At 42.4% G+C, this 18,592-nt stretch carries 16 protein-coding genes and 2 tRNA genes; 10 read left to right on the forward strand and 8 right to left on the reverse strand.

What is annotated here, in order from left to right:
- Positions 1-2 precede the first annotated feature (2 nt).
- The 3 genes from DXD68_RS21170 to DXD68_RS21180 are packed head-to-tail and all read right to left on the reverse strand — an operon-like array spanning position 3 to position 4,120.
- Positions 3-2,438: a sodium:solute symporter family transporter gene (locus DXD68_RS21170; RefSeq protein ID WP_122363460.1), complete on the reverse strand. Its 2,436-nt coding sequence runs from the start codon at positions 2,436-2,438 to the stop codon at positions 3-5.
- A gap of 30 nt (positions 2,439-2,468) precedes the next feature.
- A complete protein-coding gene (locus DXD68_RS21175; protein ID WP_122363461.1) occupies positions 2,469-3,368 on the reverse strand; it encodes a dihydrodipicolinate synthase family protein in 900 nt (299 codons plus the stop codon).
- A 29-nt stretch (positions 3,369-3,397) separates the two neighbouring features.
- Positions 3,398-4,120, reverse strand: coding sequence for a FadR/GntR family transcriptional regulator (locus tag DXD68_RS21180; RefSeq protein ID WP_122363462.1), 723 nt, complete (start codon positions 4,118-4,120; stop codon positions 3,398-3,400).
- Positions 4,121-4,363: 243 nt separating this feature from the next.
- Here DXD68_RS21180 and DXD68_RS21185 point away from each other — a divergent pair, with 243 nt between their 5' ends.
- Positions 4,364-5,305: a DMT family transporter gene (locus DXD68_RS21185; RefSeq protein WP_122363463.1), complete on the forward strand. Its 942-nt coding sequence runs from the start codon at positions 4,364-4,366 to the stop codon at positions 5,303-5,305.
- Between the two features lie 11 nt (positions 5,306-5,316).
- Here DXD68_RS21185 and DXD68_RS21190 read toward each other — a convergent pair whose 3' ends face one another.
- The 5 genes from DXD68_RS21190 to DXD68_RS21210 all read right to left on the reverse strand — a co-directional run bounded on the left by DXD68_RS21190 (position 5,317) and on the right by DXD68_RS21210 (position 9,979).
- Positions 5,317-6,855 carry a family 43 glycosylhydrolase gene (locus tag DXD68_RS21190; protein ID WP_122363464.1) on the reverse strand — a complete coding sequence of 513 codons (1,539 nt, stop codon included), beginning with the start codon at positions 6,853-6,855 and terminating at the stop codon, positions 5,317-5,319.
- A 107-nt stretch (positions 6,856-6,962) separates the two neighbouring features.
- Positions 6,963-7,637, reverse strand: coding sequence for an RluA family pseudouridine synthase (locus tag DXD68_RS21195; RefSeq protein ID WP_122363465.1), 675 nt, complete (start codon positions 7,635-7,637; stop codon positions 6,963-6,965).
- 1 nt (position 7,638) lies between these two features.
- Positions 7,639-8,385 (reverse strand): 3-oxoacyl-[acyl-carrier-protein] reductase, encoded by a 747-nt coding sequence (gene fabG, locus DXD68_RS21200; protein ID WP_122353044.1) that lies wholly within the window; start codon positions 8,383-8,385, stop codon positions 7,639-7,641.
- Between the two features lie 53 nt (positions 8,386-8,438).
- Positions 8,439-9,383 (reverse strand): 3-oxoacyl-ACP synthase III family protein, encoded by a 945-nt coding sequence (locus DXD68_RS21205; protein ID WP_122363466.1) that lies wholly within the window; start codon positions 9,381-9,383, stop codon positions 8,439-8,441.
- Positions 9,384-9,391: 8 nt separating this feature from the next.
- Positions 9,392-9,979, reverse strand: a complete 588-nt coding sequence (locus DXD68_RS21210) for a TetR/AcrR family transcriptional regulator (protein ID WP_305036997.1) — start codon at positions 9,977-9,979, stop codon at positions 9,392-9,394.
- 157 nt (positions 9,980-10,136) lie between these two features.
- Here DXD68_RS21210 and DXD68_RS21215 point away from each other — a divergent pair.
- From DXD68_RS21215 to DXD68_RS21255, 9 genes are all read left to right on the forward strand, one after another.
- Positions 10,137-10,208, forward strand: a tRNA-Met gene (locus DXD68_RS21215).
- Positions 10,209-10,370: 162 nt separating this feature from the next.
- Entirely contained in the window at positions 10,371-11,285 is a 915-nt protein-coding gene (locus DXD68_RS21220) for a DnaJ C-terminal domain-containing protein (protein ID WP_122363467.1), read from the forward strand.
- A 15-nt stretch (positions 11,286-11,300) separates the two neighbouring features.
- Positions 11,301-11,615 (forward strand): chaperone modulator CbpM, encoded by a 315-nt coding sequence (locus DXD68_RS21225; protein ID WP_122363468.1) that lies wholly within the window; start codon positions 11,301-11,303, stop codon positions 11,613-11,615.
- Between the two features lie 178 nt (positions 11,616-11,793).
- A tRNA-Met gene (locus DXD68_RS21230) sits at positions 11,794-11,865 on the forward strand.
- A 676-nt stretch (positions 11,866-12,541) separates the two neighbouring features.
- Positions 12,542-13,669, forward strand: coding sequence for an MraY family glycosyltransferase (locus DXD68_RS21235; protein ID WP_122363469.1), 1,128 nt, complete (start codon positions 12,542-12,544; stop codon positions 13,667-13,669).
- A gap of 16 nt (positions 13,670-13,685) precedes the next feature.
- Positions 13,686-14,894 carry a UDP-N-acetyl-D-mannosamine dehydrogenase gene (gene wecC, locus DXD68_RS21240; RefSeq protein ID WP_122363470.1) on the forward strand — a complete coding sequence of 403 codons (1,209 nt, stop codon included), beginning with the start codon at positions 13,686-13,688 and terminating at the stop codon, positions 14,892-14,894.
- Positions 14,891-16,408, forward strand: coding sequence for a lipopolysaccharide biosynthesis protein (locus DXD68_RS21245; protein ID WP_122363471.1), 1,518 nt, complete (start codon positions 14,891-14,893; stop codon positions 16,406-16,408). The genes wecC and DXD68_RS21245 overlap by 4 nt, the downstream gene beginning before the upstream one ends.
- A gap of 11 nt (positions 16,409-16,419) precedes the next feature.
- A complete protein-coding gene (locus DXD68_RS21250) occupies positions 16,420-17,409 on the forward strand; it encodes a hypothetical protein (RefSeq protein ID WP_122363472.1) in 990 nt (329 codons plus the stop codon).
- Between the two features lie 14 nt (positions 17,410-17,423).
- Complete coding sequence (locus DXD68_RS21255; protein WP_122363473.1) at positions 17,424-18,587, forward strand: glycosyltransferase family 4 protein; 1,164 nt, start codon at positions 17,424-17,426, stop codon at positions 18,585-18,587.
- Positions 18,588-18,592 lie beyond the last annotated feature (5 nt).

The following is an 18,592-nucleotide window of genomic DNA, read 5'->3' on the forward strand; positions in this document are numbered from 1 at the left end:
AATTACTTTTTTAGAGTTAACAACTTAGATTCAATATAACTACATATAACACCAACAACAATACCGACTATCAAAGCCGCCGGCATAATCCACAGAACTTTAATATTGAATATCTCAAAGAATGCAATCAAAACGGCTGTAAGCAGGGAGATCAATCCGGCAATCACAGTCCCTCTGTTTGTTGCAAACGGGATAAACAAGGCCATAAAAAACAAGACAAATAAAGGAGCCACCACCAAATTGACGACTTTGATCACAACATCGAGTAAGTTTCCCGTCACATAAGAAATCAGGAAACAGGAACAGGAGATCACAATACCCAGAATAGCGGATATTGTCTTTATCATTTTCAAATCAGAAACAGGATCACTTTTTTTCTTCCGTACCCGGTTGATTATATCCTCCTGAATCACAGTGGAAGAAGAATTTAAACCGGAAGACAAACTCGACATCGCTGCGGCCATAATAGCTGCAGCGATCAGTCCGGTAATACCGGCCGGCAGCCCGATCAGGATAAACCGGGGAAACAACGTATCTGCATCCTGGTATATGGTAGTACCTTCTACCATCTGTCCCGGGAAATAAGTAAAATAGGCCATGACCATCAATCCCACTACAGCCAGTAATAACTGGATACCACACGAGGCTGCCAATGATATTTTATATGAGCGGCTTGCCGTACGGGCGTCCTTAGTTGCCAAATACCGTTGAATCGCCATCTGATCCGACCCTGCCGTACAAACCTGCCAAACCAATGTCATAATAAAGATATTCCCGACAGTCATTCTTTTCGTTGCATTGATAGAAAAATCGACGGACTCCCAGTGAGCAAACAGAGCCGGATTCAAAAAAGCATCGACAGAACCGACCTTCCACCCGATAACCACAATAGCCAGTATAACACCGACGAACATCACTACTGTTTGTAATACATCCGTCATAACTACAGCTTTCAAACCTCCCATCGTAGTATAGACTACTGTGATCAGCACCAGTATGATACTGATAGCCGGAACCATTTCCTGAGATAACCCCAATATAGGAATAAGGGCAGAATCGACTGTCGCATATACTATTGTCGACATCCAAAGGAACCGTAAAGAAAGAAAAAAGACCGTAGCCAGATTACGTGTGCCTTTTCCTAACTTTATCTCCAAAATCTCATAGGCACTCGTTACCCTCATCGACATAAAACGAGGTATCAGATATTTACCGACAATCCAGTTAGCTACAGGAAAAGCGGCAAGTCCTGTAAAAACGACCGGACCATATTTGATCATCTCCCCCGGATAAGCCAGGTAACTCAATGTGCTCAACAAAGTCGCAAACAAGGATATACCGATCATCATGGAATTCATGGACCTTCCTCCCAGTACATAATCACTGGCAGTCTTATTCTGTTTGGAGGAAGAATATCCGACCATCAACATTAACAAAAGAAAAACTACGACAACCGACCAATCCAACCAGGTAAATCCCTGAGTTTTCTGTACGCCATTCATTTTTAAAATCGCGTATGCCCGGGCGGATTGTATATCCCTCCACCCTTCCGCACTGATCAGGCCCTCATCCCCGTCTCCTTCTTCAAACGAATCCGTAATGAATGACCAATCCTCCCGGTCACCTATTTGACCTAAAGCCACATAAGCCTCATATCGTTCTGTTTTTCCACCTGTAACAGCCAGATCACGCAATTTGATTCTGATCCGTCCTATTTCTTCTCTGAAAGTGTTCTTATCGGGACAAGTCGTAACAGCGCCATGTAATAAAAAGGCCACACAAGGAGAACTCAATGGTTCTGCCAAAGCCCATGATACAATTTTTTTCCAGTGAATTGTATCAAAAACACCCATATAACTTAAACCGTAAGCCATGACCTTACGGTCCGTCTCTTTACCGGAATCAAGAACTGAAAACAACAACGTATAATCTAACGGCATAGAAGATGTTGAATTGTAAACACATCCCCACTTAAGATAAGCCTGCAACAGCCCGTTACCGATCGGATCGTCTTCTATTACAACAGCCGGATATTCTTTCAAAGAAACTCGTAACTTTGCCAGACTTTCCGCTGCATGTATCTTATCCGGACTATCCGGATTGAGGTATATCTCCAATATTTTATCGACATAAGATGCCTTTTCCTTCTCATCCAACGCTGCATTGGCCCAACACCTGAAATATCCGATTCTTTTTTCCGGAATAGAAGAAACATACTCGAAATCTTTCTTTAAAATAGTTTGTACCTGTGGCTTATAGCCAACCTGACAAAGGAATTCCAAAGCATGAATCTTATTCCAAAAAGAACTGTCCCCTGTTTGTTTCAAGAGATATTCAGAGGCTTTATCAACGACATCTGCCTGAATCTTCTGTGCATTCACTCCGAAAAGAATGATTGACAAAAGAACAAACACAATTATTTTAGCAGATTTTTTCATCTTATGAATTTCTTTGTTAGTATTACTCCATTAAAGCCAACTGATTGTTTTCAAATCATTTTCCAAAGATTTAATTTCCGAAACAGAGAGATTTTGTAAAGGTAAACGGCAAGGTCCGCAGTCAATCCCCATTACAGAAAGGATTGCTTTAATACCCACAACAGCATTGACATACTTAACCATGATACGGATCAACTTATTTGCATCCGCCTGTATATCCACTGCTTTTTGAAGCTCTCCTTTATTGAATGCCTGAAGTAACTGATTGAATAACGGAGCAGATACATTATAAGATGTTCCGATCCCGCCGGTTGCTCCCAGAACCAATCCGGTCAACAGGGTTTCATCATGGCCATGCAAAATATCGAACATCTTATCGTTATAATTTATACATTCCTGCATTTCCATTGAATTATAGGACGTATATTTTATACCATTCAATGTCGGAATCTCGGAAGCCGCTTTTTCTAAAAAGGCCGGCATATGAATATTCACCCCCGAGGTTGTCGGAATATGATAATAATAATAAGGTATGCCCGGAGCTTTCTCCGCAATCAGTTTATTAAACTGTACCAGTTCTTCTACCCGGTTAGGTTGTAAAAAACAGGGCCCCATAGCAGAGATAGCATCCGCCCCGATGAGACCGGCGTGAACAGCCAACTCCGATGATATCCTGTAACTGGTACTGCCGACATGAACCAATATTTTAAGCCGGTCGGAAAACTTCATCCAGGCTTCAGCGACTTTTTTACGCTCTTCCGTGTCCAGGAACAAACTTTCCCCTGTAGTTCCGCAAACAAAAACACCTGCCACTCCCAGTTTAATTAGATGCTCCGCATAAGCATCGATCGCTGTGAGGTTGATATCGCCATTCTTTTCCATCGGTGTAACCGTGGCGGCAATAAGCCCTTTAATTTTAGTCTTCTCCATAACTTGTCATTTAAGGTTGATAATCTATTTCAACTACTCATTTTCCTGTATTCTTCAATATACAACTGATAAGCCATCAAATGCCGCCTGATCACCTCTTCATACTCATTCTTATTCCTATTCCTCAAAGCCTGAAGAATATCTTTATGAGAAGCCTGAAGTTTCTCCTTCTTCATTTTATTATTGAATACATCAAACTCATCATAATTGTCATGAATATAGCGATACATAGGGATCAGCATTTGCTGTAAGTCCATAATAATCTGATTTCCTGTAATAGCATACATCCGGGAATGAAACTCCAGTTCATCTTCCATAGAAACTCTCACTTCCCCCAGAACGACTTCTTTGGCCAAAATACTTTCCAGATCTTTAATATCCTTATCCGTTATCCGATTCAGCAAAGTGGGAATAATTCCCAGTTCAAGCGTATACCGTAGTTCAAGCAGATCGATAATCGTATCCCTACCTAACATCTGAGGATTGATCAACTTCTCCAAATTTTTCCTTATGTCCGGTTCCTGCAGGACGATCCCTCTCCTTTTACGGCTGTCCAGGATACCTAATGAACGTAAACGGCTTAAGGCTTCTCTGACAACGTTACGCCCTACTCCCAGTTGTTCCGACAGTTCTTCTTCATGAAGTAACCGGTCACCGGGCTTTAAGTTCTTCTCCTTAATATATTTAAGAAGAGACTCTTCCACCAGATCAACCAGGGTGGTAGTTTCCGTATTAATCTTTAATGATTCCATAGTATTATAATTATGTGTTATATGTATGACATATTAAATATGTCCCACAAATATAAATGATGATTATAATATTAGCAAGCATTATAAGTAATTTATTTTGTTAAAAATCAAAACAGAACAAATAAAGAATTGAATATCAATGAATACAAGTTTAAAAAAATCCCCCTACATTTTAATATTCTTTCAAAAGAGTACAGTAAGCCAAAAACCCATTACCTTTGCCCGTGTTTTAATGAAGGCAAAATGAAATCAGCAGCTTATAAAGGGCACCTGGCCATGCTGGGAGCCAATATTTTGTGGGGATTGATGTCACCGGTATCAAAAGCCGTATTATCTGCAGGTCCTATCAGTGCATTATCGCTTACTACCTTTCGCATGGTAGGGGCGGCAATCGTATTCTGGCTCGCTTCCCTCTTTACGAAAAAAGAACATGTCAATCATCAGGATCTGATGAAGCTATTCTTTGCAGCGCTACTGGGGATCGTACTGAACCAGGGGTCATTCATCTTCGGAGTCTCCCTGACTTCACCGATCAATGCCTCTATCGTCACGACCACAACACCCATCATCACAATGATCATTGCAGCCTTCTACCTGAAAGAACCTGTGACAGGAAAAAAGGTTATCGGTATATTTATAGGAGCTGCCGGAGCGTTATTGCTTATCCTAAGCAGCCAGGGCACCGGTACCGGCGGAGGGAAAAGCAGCAATATATGGGGAGACCTGCTCTGCCTGCTCGCGCAGTTCAGTTTCTCATTCTACTTCGTGCTATTCAAAGGATTGATCGGCAAATATTCTCCGATCACATTGATGAAATGGATGTTCACGTATGCAACTATCTGTACGATACCGTTCTCCTACAACCACATTGCAGGCATCGACTTCCTGCATCTTCCTACTGAATTATATATGGGTATCGCCTATGTCGTACTGGGAGGAACATTCCTGCCCTACTTATTTATCCCTATCGGACAAAACCTGTTGCGCCCGACAGTAGCCTGCATGTATAACTATGTACAACCGATCGTGGCATCCCTGATAGCCGTACTTTGGGGAATGGATACTTTCGGGGTAATGAAAGGTATCGCCGTTGCTCTGGTATTTTCCGGCGTATATATCGTGACACAGAGCAAATCGAGAGCACAACTGGAAGGTTATCAGGCCGCACAGGGCAAGCCTGAATAACCATACCTTATTTATTCGTTCAACAACCGGCAATAACCATAAATTGCCGGTTTATTTATATCTCCCTGCTGATATAATCCCGGACGGGAAATACGGTCCCAACGGACAAGAGACTTTACAGCCTCCGGCGAAAGCGAGTACTCCAATTCTTTCCATTTCCTGCCGTCTTCACTATAGGAGAACGAACAATGAACACCCTCCTTCACACTCATCCGGAGATACAAAGAAGAGGCAGGTTGTTTCATATCCGCCAGAACCATCTCCTTTCCGTCATTCACCGCTTTCAACTTCAGACGGTCCGCTTCACAGCCAAGTGTAAGCATGTTCTTGTCATCTCCATACATAACAACCCCTTTCCAACTCTCATTCCGGTTTACAACAGCCGTTTCCAACGTATAATCGGCTGTCACCGGACGAAGGCAAAGTGCATTCCCCGTACCTACACCCTGTTTAGGAGAACCGCTCAGTAACAAATTTCCCGCTTTCAGTTCCGTTTTCACATCTGCATACGGATAATTCCAACTCCATTCGGGACGAAGAGCGGTCGCAGTAAAATCATCGGCAAAATCAAAAGCCGGTTTTTGTACACAATCGGTAAACGGCATTGGTTGTACCATGCTGGCATATTCACCCGTAACAAAGTAAGGCCAGTTGTCGCCCCCCATCCTCATTTCCTGCAGATGCGGCTGACGTCCCTGATAAAAATTATTCCCATTGCTGTATGCATGGCAAAGATAAAACATACGCCCGTCAGGAGTTGTCGTCAGCGTACCATGTCCGATAGACAGGATATCTTTTCCTCCATGCAGAATAGGATTACCTTCATACTTCTCATACGGGCCAGCCAACTTTTGGGAACGGGCCACCGCTACCGCATAATCACTATCCGGACCACAACATCCGTTCACGGAATATATAATGTAATAATACCCGTTCATTTTAAACCAGTGCTGTCCTTCCATACCCCGTCTTTCGTCATCCCGGAGCAAACAGAAAGGTTCCCCATCCAAACGCAGACCGTCGTCGGTCAGTTTACAGGCGAACAACTCGATCGGACGCTGGTCCAGCCCGTATGCCTTCCAGCTGATATAAAGCTGCCCGTTATCTTCCAGGATAAAAGCGTCGATCGCTTCCTTTCCGAACTCGACAACCGGACCGTAATCTTTGAACTCTCCCGTCGGAGAATCGGCTACAGCCACCCCGATACATGATATATTATCAGACTCTTTACGGGCTGTATAATAAACATACACTTTCCCTTTGTGGTAATACCACTCCGGAGCCCAGAAAGAAGATTTGGTCCAGTCCGGCTTCCGGTCGAATACATGTCCCTCCGGTTTCCAGTTGACTAGATCGGAAGAAGAGAATACCGGATAATAAGGAGCCCATTCCGAGGAAGTTCCGGTTGCATAATAAGTCTCCCCGATCCACATGACGGATGGGTCTGCCAGATCTCCGTGAATAACAGGGTTGGAAAAATAAGTCTGCTGCTGTGCCAGCCCGAAAGTAGCGGATGCCGAGCACAATAGTATTGTCAATAGCTTTTTCATGGTCTATTCATTAATTAATAACACATAACGGAAAAAAAGAAGCCGTATTCAAATGAGTAAATTCATATTGAATACGGCTTTTTTTTATTTTATCTCTTTTTATTCCGTTATAACCCTTCGGATATACTTTTCCATAGATTATCGTCAGGCACGGGAGCTATGATCTGTATGTTCTGTTTGGATACCGGATGGATAAATTCGGCACTGCGGGAATGCAGGCTGATGCCACCGTCTTTATTCGAACGGTCCGCTCCATATTTAAGATCCCCTTTGATCGGGCATCCCATTTTTGCCAGCTGGCAACGTATCTGGTGATGGCGTCCTGTTTTCAGATCTATCTCCAGCAGGAAATAATTATCCGAGCGGGCAATCACCTTATAATGCAAAATCGCTTTCTTGGAGTCCGGACGTTCAGTATCATAAGCATAACTCTTATTCTGTTTTTCGTTGCGGACCAGCCAGTGAACCAGTTCGCCTTCTTCTGCCGGAGGACAATTCTTAACGATTGCCCAGTAGGTCTTTTTCACCTCTCCCAAACGGAACATCTCGTTCAGACGGGGTAAAGCCTTACTTGTCTTGGCAAACAGAACGACACCGCTGACAGGACGGTCCAACCGGTGAGTCACACCTACATAAACGTTTCCCGGCTTGCAATACTTCTCTTTCAGCCATGCCTTGAGCATTTCCGAAAGAGGAGTATCACCGGTCTTATCTCCTTGTACAATCTCGCGGCACGTTTTATTTACCGCGATGATATGATTGTCTTCGTAGATAACTTCCATATTACATATTCATGCCGCCGTCTACCTGAATCACCTGGCCCGATACATAAGCAGACAGGTCAGAGGCAAGGAATGTTGCTACATTTGCCACATCTTCGGTAGTACCGCCACGACGCAAAGGAATCTTCTTGTTCCATTCTTCTCTCACTTCTTCCGGCAGTTTAGCAGTCATATCCGTGATAATGAAACCCGGAGCGATCGCATTCGCACGGATACCGCGTGAACCCAGTTCCTGAGCTACCGATTTAGCCAGACCGATCATACCGGCCTTTGAAGCTGAATAGTTGCTCTGACCAGCGTTACCATGAACACCGACAACAGAAGACATATTGATAATGTTACCTGCACGTTGTTTCATCATGATCGGAGTACAGGCATGGATGAAGTTGAAAGCAGATTTCAGGTTCACATTCAGAACAGCATCCCACTGGCCTTCGCTCATACGCATCATCAGACCGTCTTTCGTAATACCGGCATTGTTTACCAGGATATCGATACGACCGAAGTCTTTCGCGATCTCTGCCACTACATTGTGAGTATCTTCAAAGTTGGCAGCGTTAGAAGCATAACCTTTTGCCTTTACACCTAAAGCTTCGATTTCTTTCTGTGTTGCTTCACCGTTTTCATCGATAACCAGGTCTGTAAATGCAATATTCGCACCTTCAGAGGCAAACTTCAAAGCGATGGCTTTACCGATACCGCGTGCAGCACCGGTTACAATAGCTACTTTTCCTTCTAATAATTTCATACTATTTCTTTTTTATGAAGGGCAAAAAAATGTTTTGCCCCTTCCTGTTTATATTAACACTGTATCAGACAAGCACCGGCAGAATAACCGCCACCGAATACCGTCAGGCAAACCAAATCACCTTTCTTGAATGAATGATCGTTTTGGGCATATACCAAAGCAGAACTTACAGAACCTGTATTACCCAACTCTTCGATATTATGCAGGAACTTTTCTTCCGGCAACCCCAGTTGTTTGGCTATATTCGACATGATGCGCATATTAGCCTGGTGACCGATGAAATAAGTCAGGTCGTCCAGCTCAAATCCGTTCTTTTCCAACAGATACAACGCATTCTTAGGCATATAGGTACAAGCCTGGATAAACACGTCGCGACCTTCCGGCATCTGGATACCTCCGTCACGCGGACGCAACTGAACACCTTCCGGACCTTTGCTCAAATGTCCCAGACCTTGTGTAAATATCTCAATGATATGAGGATCTTTTTCCGTTACACGTTCTTTAGAGATAAAGAACGCCGCTGCCGCATCTCCCCAAAGGTGACCGGCTTTCGGATCTGTCTCGTTATAATAAGCTGAATTCTTATCTGCCGAAAGGATCAAAGCCTTTGTCGCCTTGCCCATAGCAAAATAACCTTCCACAACTTCCAGTGCATTTAAAAAGGAAGAGCAGGCAGAAGACAGATACAAAGCTTTCGCCTCTGTAATATTGAACTCACGCTGCGTATAATGAGCCGCGGTGGCTACTGTATCATACGGAGAATAGGATGCCGAAATAATCAAATCGACCTCCGTAATGTCATATGGCAATTTTGGCAGTGCATCACGTACGGCTTCTATGCCCATTGTACAAATATTCTCTTCCGGTTTGGCCTTGGACCGGGTCTTAATACCCGTACGCTGTTCAATCCACTCACTTGTCAACCCGTTTAATTCCAAAAAATGTTGGTTGTGCACCCGCTCTTCAGGCACATAAAACCCTGTTGCATTAATAAACATCTCTGGTTTTACTTTATCTTTATTCCGTTGAATATTAAATTCATTACATTATCTCTACGCTTAATCCGCTGGCTGATATTATCTCCCATAATACCCCTTATATAAGGAACTTCCAGTCCCTTTAAGGCATGATGCAGCACGACTGCTGTAATTTCCGTATCAGGCATTGCGAAAATGCCCTCCTTGACTCCGGCATCCAAAATTCCCTTCAATAATTCTGTTTCGCGTATATCGAAGCTCTTACGAACCTTCTCTACCCGCCATATATCACGGAAAAAGTTTGCTTTCAGTGTACCATTACGAAACACGAGCGCCTTGATAGCATCCAATCTGGAATAGATGAATGTCATCAACTTCTCATCAGCTGGCAAATCCTTTCCGGCAACATCAAGCAGCATCTTATATAATTGATCCAGCTCCGATTCCACCACAGCCAGATAAATCTCATTTTTACTCTTGAAATACGTATATAACGTACGTCTGCCTTTCTTGGAAGCCTGTGCAATATCGTTCATTGTCGTATTATCAACCCCCATGCGGGCAAACAATTGCCTGGCCACATCCACCAACATATCGCGTGTTTTAGAAACTGTCATCGGCATTGTATTGCACATTTTGATTAAAACTGTGCGCAAAGTACCTAAAAAAGATTGGTTTTACCAAGTATATTAAAAAAAACTTGCAATAAATTTGTTTTATACGAGAAATTCCATACCTTTGCACTCGCAATCACGAAATGATTGTAAACTATATCGCGGAGTGGAGCAGTGGTAGCTCGTTGGGCTCATAACCCAAAGGTCGTAAGTTCGAGTCTTGCCTCCGCAACTATATAAGAAGGCTTTCAGTTCAAACTGGAAGCCTTTTTTATTTTTCATCTTCTCTAAGCTTTATTAGCCAAAATTAAACGATCAAATTCCGCCCCGGCATGTTTATTGTAATGTAGATGTATGAATAGCAACAGATAAAAGACTTAACAATATAAATAATATGGCTTATATAGACTATTACAACATTCTAGGGGTGAACAAAGGAGCTTCGCAGGATGACATCAAAAAGGCATACAAGAAGCTGGCCCGTAAATATCATCCGGACCTGAATCCGAATGATCCGGACGCCCATCGGAAATTTCAGGAGATTAACGAAGCCAATGAAGTTTTAAGTGATCCGGAAAAACGAAAGAAATACGATCAATACGGTGAAAACTGGAAACATGCTGATCAATTCGAGGCTCAACAGAATCAATACGGACAGTACCAGGGTGGTTTTGGAGGCTTTGGCGGCAACGGAGGAGGCGCTCAGTGGAGTGCGTCGGACGACGGTAGCGGCTTCTCCGACTTCTTTGAGTCCATGTTCGGCGGAGGCGGTCGAAGCAGCGGCAGAGGAAACTATGCATTCCGCGGCCAGGATTATAACGCAGAGCTGCACGTCTCTTTGGCAGATGCTGCCAAAACGCACAAACAGGTTATCACGGTCAATGGCAAGAACCTGCGTATCACCGTCCCAGCCGGTATAGCCGACGGACAAACTATCAAACTGAAAGGACAAGGTGGTCCGGGTGTAAACGGCGGACCGGCAGGCGACTTATATATAACGTTCAGCATAGGTGAAGACAGTCGCTTCAAACGTGTGGGCGACGATCTGTATGTAACGGCTCCTCTGAACCTGTACACCGCCATATTAGGAGGAGAACAGATCATCGAAACGATGGATAGCAAAGTCAAACTGAAAGTAGCTCCCGGTACGCAGAATAACAGCAAAGTACGATTGAAAGGCAAAGGATTCCCTGTCTATAAAAAAGACGGACAGTTCGGCGATCTGATCGTCACCTACTCTATTGAGATACCGACGAATCTGACGGAAAAACAGAAAGAGTTGTTCCGCGAAATACAGAGTCTTAATTAATAAAACACGAGTACTATGCAAACAGATTTAATTATAGTCAACGAATATTGCCGGATATGCCATATCGAACCTTCCTTCATTTTCAGACTGGAAGAAGGCGGACTAATTGAAATCCGCATTGTCGAAGGTGAGAAGTATTTGCAGGCGGAACAATTACAGGATATCGAAAGATATACACGTATGTATTACGACCTGGCGATCAACTTCGAAGGGATCGATGCCATCCATCATCTACTGAACCGTATCAAGTCCATGCAACAGCAGATCGGACACCTGAAGAAGATGCTTCATGTATATGAGGCAAAAGATTTTGAAGAAAATGAATTATAAAACACAAAACGACACATCCACCTTACAATCAACCAGGTAGATGTGTCATTTTGTTACAAAAAACACCTTTAATCCCCAGCTTCCAGCAGAGGATTGAAAACTTTTTGCAAAACAATTTGGATCATAAGAAATAATTCGTACCTTTGCACTCGCAATCAGATAATGATAGCAACTATATCGCGGAGTGGAGCAGTGGTAGCTCGTTGGGCTCATAACCCAAAGGTCGTAAGTTCGAGTCTTGCCTCCGCAACTATCTAAAGAGAATCAACAATGTTGGTTCTCTTTTTTTATGTCTTGAAATCCCCCTCAACGGTCACTACCACGCATGAACCTAACTAAAACAGCTCGGTTAATCTCATCTCTACTGTTAAGCTGCTCCCACCAGACAACTAACCTCCAGGCTCCTATCTTTTAAACAACAATCTCCTGACTTTTAAAATTAATATATGTACTCTACAAATATGTAACACTATAATTACATAAAGGCAAGGCATACTCTGCATTTATGTAATCATAATCTTTTATTATTAAAATATTAATGGTTTATACTTAAATATCCTATGGTTTACTCTGAATCTTAGTATTAGAAATGCTTACTTCCCGTAAAGATAAAAAGTCGTTTTGTCAATAAAAGCGTTCTTTTTGACAGGCGGATTTTCATATGATCCATAAATTGTCCATCTATTCCAAGCCTCTTTTAGAACATTGATATTCAGAGTTAAAATTGAGTAATAACCTATTGGACATTGAACGTTTTCCAGTTCTTTCTGTTTATATACACAGCTAAACAAAAAACACATACCTCTCCGGGGAGAATCTCCCTTCAGCCAAAATCAGGTATGTATTTTATAAGCCAAACTGTATTTCCGTCAGTCACAGTAAATGTGACTGACGAACATTGTCGTAGAACTTAACTTAAAACGCAAATGATATACCTCTTGATTTTATTGGCCTTTATCATATCAGTAGTCTTTTCCATGCTGATAATCCCACGTATTCTGATCGTGGCTCTGACGAAAAGACTTTTCGATATGCCGAACGAACGAAAAATACATACAGGAGCTATCCCCCGCCTGGGTGGCATATCATTCGCTCCGACTATCTTATTCTCGTTAGCTTTCGTATCGGCTATCGCGTATCTGGGATATTTATACGGGTTCAAAATACCTGCCGATATTACTCCGCGTATCACTCCGGATTTCTATTTGCTCACCTGTGGCCTGATCATACTTTATCTTGCCGGCATCAAAGACGATCTGATCGGACTGCGGTACCATACAAAATTTATCGTACAGATCATCGCTGCCACCCTACTCCCTCTTTCCGGATTATGGATCAATAACTTTTACGGTCTTTTTGGAATCCACGAACTGGCACCCTGGATCGGCATGCCGCTGACTATCTTTGTTATCGTGTTCATTACGAATGCGATCAATCTGATCGACGGTATCGACGGACTGGCATCAGGGTTAAGCGGAGCAGCCCTGCTTATATTGGGATCTTTGTTCCTGCACAATCATATGTGGGCCTATGCCATGTTGTCATTCTCCACATTGGGGGTGCTGATTCCTTTTTTCTATTATAATGTATTCGGACAGGCAGAACATGGCAGAAAGATATTCATGGGAGATACCGGAAGCCTGACTTTAGGATATATTCTGGCTTTCCTGTGTATCCGTTATGCAGCATACAATCCGGATATTGCCCCCTACTCCACCAGCGCCATCCTTATTTCATTTTCCACATTGATCGTTCCCATGTTTGATGTAATACGGGTGATGCTGATACGGTTCCGCAGACGTAAAAGCCTGTTCTCTCCCGATAAAAATCATATACACCATAAATTTCTGGAAATGGGCTGCAGCCCCCACAAGGCCCTGCTTTATATCCTGGCTATTTCATGGACTTTCAGCAGTCTGAATATCATATTGGTTCCCTATGTAAACATCAACATTTTATTTATCGGAGATATAGTGATCTGGACAGGACTGAACGTTTATTTGGATAAAATACAAAACAAAAAGAATTCATTGAAAGAGAAAAAAATCATCTAAAAGGTTTAATTGAATTATGAAAGCATGTTTTATGGGCTTAGGCTATATCGGTCTGCCCACAGCAATAATAGCAGCCGAACACGGCATCGATGTAATTGGCGTAGACATCAACCCGCTGGTTGTAGATATGACCAATGAAGGGAAAATACATATCGTTGAACCTGGATTACAGGAGTTATGCCGGAAAGTGGTGGCATCCGGTCATCTACGGGCTTCGGTGAAACCGGAAGTGAGCGATGTTTACCTGATCGTTGTACCTACACCGTTCAAAGGGAATCATGAACCGGATATTTCGTATGTGGAAACAGCCACTCGGTCTGTCATACCTTTACTGAAAGAGGGGGATCTGTTTGTGATCGAGTCGACATCTCCTGTCGGAACAACGGAGAAAATGACTCAACTGATCTATTCACTCCGTCCGGAACTGGAGGGGAAAATATACATCGCTTATTGTCCGGAACGTGTTCTTCCAGGTAATGTGATCTACGAGCTGATACACAATGACCGGGTTATCGGTGGCATCAACAAAGAGTCGACAGAAAAAGCGATCGGGTTTTACAGCCGGTTTGTAAAAGGGACCCTGCACAAAACAAATGCCAAGACTGCCGAAATGTGCAAGCTAACGGAAAACTCTTCACGGGACGTACAGATTGCTTTTGCCAATGAGTTGTCGCTGATATGCGATAAAGCAGGGATCAATGTATGGGAGCTGATTGAACTGGCAAACAAGCATCCGCGGGTAAATATCTTGCAACCGGGTTCCGGTGTAGGCGGCCATTGCATTGCTGTAGACCCTTATTTCATCACGGCTGAATTTCCTTATGAATCACAATTAATCGCCAAGGCACGGGAGATCAACAACTACAAAGCCTTCTGGTGCGCGGAAAAGGTAGAGAGCGCCATGCTGAAATTCGAACTGGAGCATCACCGCAAACCGATTGTTGCCATGATGGGACTGGCTTTCAAGCCAAATATCGACGATTTACGGGAGTCACCTGCCAAATACATCACAACCAAGGTGATGCAAAGCCATAATAATGCCGACATATTAGTGGTGGAACCGAACGTAGAAGTACACAAAGTGTTCAAACTCACCGATTACAGGGAGGCATATGAAAAAGCTGATATCGTGGTATTCCTGGTGAAACACGCCCCCTTCAATGAGTTAGTTTACGACCCAAAGAAAATAATACTTGATTTTGCCGGAGTCTACAAAAGGGAATGACAACGACAAATAGTAACAAGCGCATTGCCCAAAATGCTATGATGATGTATATAAGGATGCTGCTGACTATGGCAGTTACCTTATATACTTCCAGGGTTGTTTTAAATGCGCTGGGAGTAAATGACTATGGAATCTACAATGTGGTCGGCGGAGTAGTTACCATGTTCTCTTTCTTGAAAGGGACATTAACTTCCGGAACACAGCGGTTCCTCACCTTCGAACTAGGCAGAAAGGATTTCAACCGACTTCAAAAAACATTTTCTGCCACTCTCGTCATCCATTTCTTTCTGGCTATCCTGATCCTGATTCTGGCGGAAACAATCGGCCTGTGGTTTCTCGATTACAAGATGAACATTCCACCAGACAGGATGTATGCGGCACAGTGGTGTTATCAGTTCTCCATCGCAGCCAGTCTGCTGACGATTATCCAGTCTCCTTACAACGCTTGTATTATTGCCCATGAACGCATGAATATCTATGCGTATGTCAGTATTATAGATGTTGTACTCAAACTATTGATCGTTTATTTACTGGTAGTGATAAATACGGATAAACTGATACTCTATTCACTGCTGGTATTCCTTGTCAATCTAGTAGTCATTGGAATATACATATTATATTGTCGAAAAAAATACCCGGAATGCGCATTTATAATCGTCAGAGATAAAGCATTATATAAACCCATACTTGTTTTTTCCGGCTGGAACATGATGAGTATGTTCGGCTATCTACTCAGCAGCCAGGGAGTAAATATATTGTTGAATATATTCTTCTATCCGGCTATCAATGCTGCACGTGCGATCGCTTATCAGATAAACTCGGCTTTAACCTCGTTTGTCAATAATTTCCAGATTGCCGTAACACCTCAAGTCGTCAAGTTATATGCCGACGACCAGCAGGAATCAATGAAAAACCTGTTGTATAAGAATTCAAAATACGGTTTTTCATTGCTATGGCTTCTCTCATTGCCGGTCTTGCTGGAGATAAACAAAATACTCGTTCTATGGTTGAAAGAAGTTCCTTCCGAAACTATGATCATGGCCCGGCTGGTGATTATACAAAGCCTGTTCTATACCTTCAACCGTCCGTTCGATATTGCTATCGAGGCAGTCGGACGCATGAAAGAAGTAAATCTGTTTACCGGCCCTATGCAGATAATGGTATTACCGGTGTCGTACCTGCTTCTCAAGATCGGATTACCCTTTTATACACCGTTCATACTGAATATTATAGTAGTGATTCTCTGCCTGGTGGTAGAAACTCATTATCTGAATAAATGGATAAATATTTCCAGAAGAGTAATCTTACAACAGATCATTTATCCTCTCTTCTATATGGTAACCCTGTCGTCCATTCTGCCCGTCCTTGTTTATTTACATATGAATAGCAGTCTGTTAAGACTATTTATGGTCGTCGTAACATCATCATTCTCCGTCATAGCATGCTCCTATTTCATCGTATTGGACAAACAGGCCAGGGACTGGGTGAAAAACAAAGTCAAATCGATCTTATAATTATTGATTGCATGAAGAAAGTTATATTATCATTCGATTATGAATTATTTTTCGGAGAAAGATCCGGTACTGTAGACAACAGTATTATACGTCCTACGGAACTATTACTTAATAAACTGGATAAGATCAACGGGAAAGCAACCTTTTTCGTCGATTACTTAATGATCAAATATTTAGAAGCACAGCTGAAAACAACCAAAGAGGCCCGCAAGATAACAACCCAACTGCAGGAAATAGTACAGCAAGGTCATCGTATCGAACTACACATCCATCCGCATTGGATAGATGCCCGTTACAATGGAGACGGGACCTGGGACTTTAAAGATTTCACCCACTACAGTTTGAATTCATTGCCGGAAGACACTGTTTCCGATCTATTTACCGAAGGTTGCGAGATGTTGAACAAAATTGCCGGAACTGTCGATCCATCCTATAAGGTGGTAGCTTTCCGGGCAGGCGGATGGGCAGTACAACCTTTTTCCCATTTACACAAAGCTTTTAAGAAAGCGAATATAAAAATAGACTCTTCCGTTTCCTGCGGATTTCGCTACAAAGGGAACGATTCCTTTTATGATTTCACACATGTGCCGGACAAACCGGTATATACATTCAAAGACGATGTCCTGGTAGAAGATAAAGACGGAGAATTTGTTGAATTTCCGATATCTTCTTACGAATATACATTTCCTATGCGGATTATCAATAGTATACACCGATACATCAATCCCGGATTATTCAGACAAACAACAGACGGCACCCATTCCCGGATTTCTTACGGGACTCTTCCGACAAAGATCCGGAAGAATAGTTCGATCCTGTCCAGATTCACGCTGTCACGCCTGTCTCCTTATGTATTGCTCTATGCTTTAAAGAAAGAGAAAAAGGAATTGCTGGTATTTTTAGACCATCCCAAAGATTTTACATACTCAGCTTTATCCTTTTTGACTTTACTGGAAGGAAACGTTGAGTTTCATTTGTATACAGACTTTATCGATCACTGATACATAAACGAAATATGGATAAAAAATATATATTCCATTGCATGTGTTACTCGCCAAAGGTATACTCAGGACTCGACCGGTTTACTCTTATGCTGGCAAACAAATTGGCAGAAGACCATTATCAGAATATATTCCTGTTTTATGATACACTGGAATATGCTCCTGTCTATCGCGAGGAACTGACAGAAAACGGACATACGATCGTTTTACTGGATTCCAAATCCGGTACACTGAAACTATTGAAGGAATATCTAACCTGTTTCAATTCGTACAAACCTGCGATCGTCCATGTTCATTTTACGTCGTTATTCAAATTGCTGAATTGTTTCCTTCGTCTTTTTTATCATTTCAAACTGTTTATCTCTTTTCATTCGACAGTAAACCCTTGCTCTTCCTATAAAAAGTACAGGAAACAGAAAGGATTTGTCAAAACATTACTTTACACCTGGTATTGCCGCTTTATATATCAGCAAAGTAATGCCATTATTTGTGTCAGCCAAGCTGTAAAGCGACAGTATCTTCAGTTTTTACATCATAATAGAAAAGTCAAGTGTCTGTATTTAGGAGTTAATCCTACTATAACCAGTCAGGAAAAGGCTAAAAGAATACTGCATTTTGAAGATGAAACGAGATTTCGGATATGTCATATTTCCGCTTTCGAACATCTGAAAGGAATAGATATAATCATTGAGGCTGCAGCCCTTTTGAAAGAAAAGTATCAATTAAGGGATTTCAAAGTTTACTTAATAGGGACTGACAGAAGAAATGACAATTATTCAAAAATGATAAAAGAGCTGTCAGCTCGTCTTCAGGTCCGGGAACACATCGTCTGGCTAGGGAAAAGATTTGATATACAATATATATTACCGGCCTTTGATGTGTACATCCATCCTTCCAGACAAGAAGGCATAGGAGTCTCCTTGATGGAAGCGGCTTCTGCCGGACTGCCTCTTATTGGGACCAGAGTTGGCGGGATACCGGAGGTTATTGCCCACGAATCGAATGGCTTCCTGATAAAAAGTGAATCTGCGGTCCAATTGGCTCATTATCTTTATAAACTATATCAGGATAAAAAAATTCATCGTGAGATGGCTATCCGATCCAAAGAAAGATGGAACGACTCATTCAATATAGAGAAACAGACAAACAAATTATATCAAATATACATAAACGCTTAAAGTAA

Source organism: Parabacteroides sp. TM07-1AC (assembly GCF_003480915.1).
Taxonomy (GTDB): Bacteria; Bacteroidota; Bacteroidia; order Bacteroidales; family Tannerellaceae; genus Parabacteroides; species Parabacteroides chongii.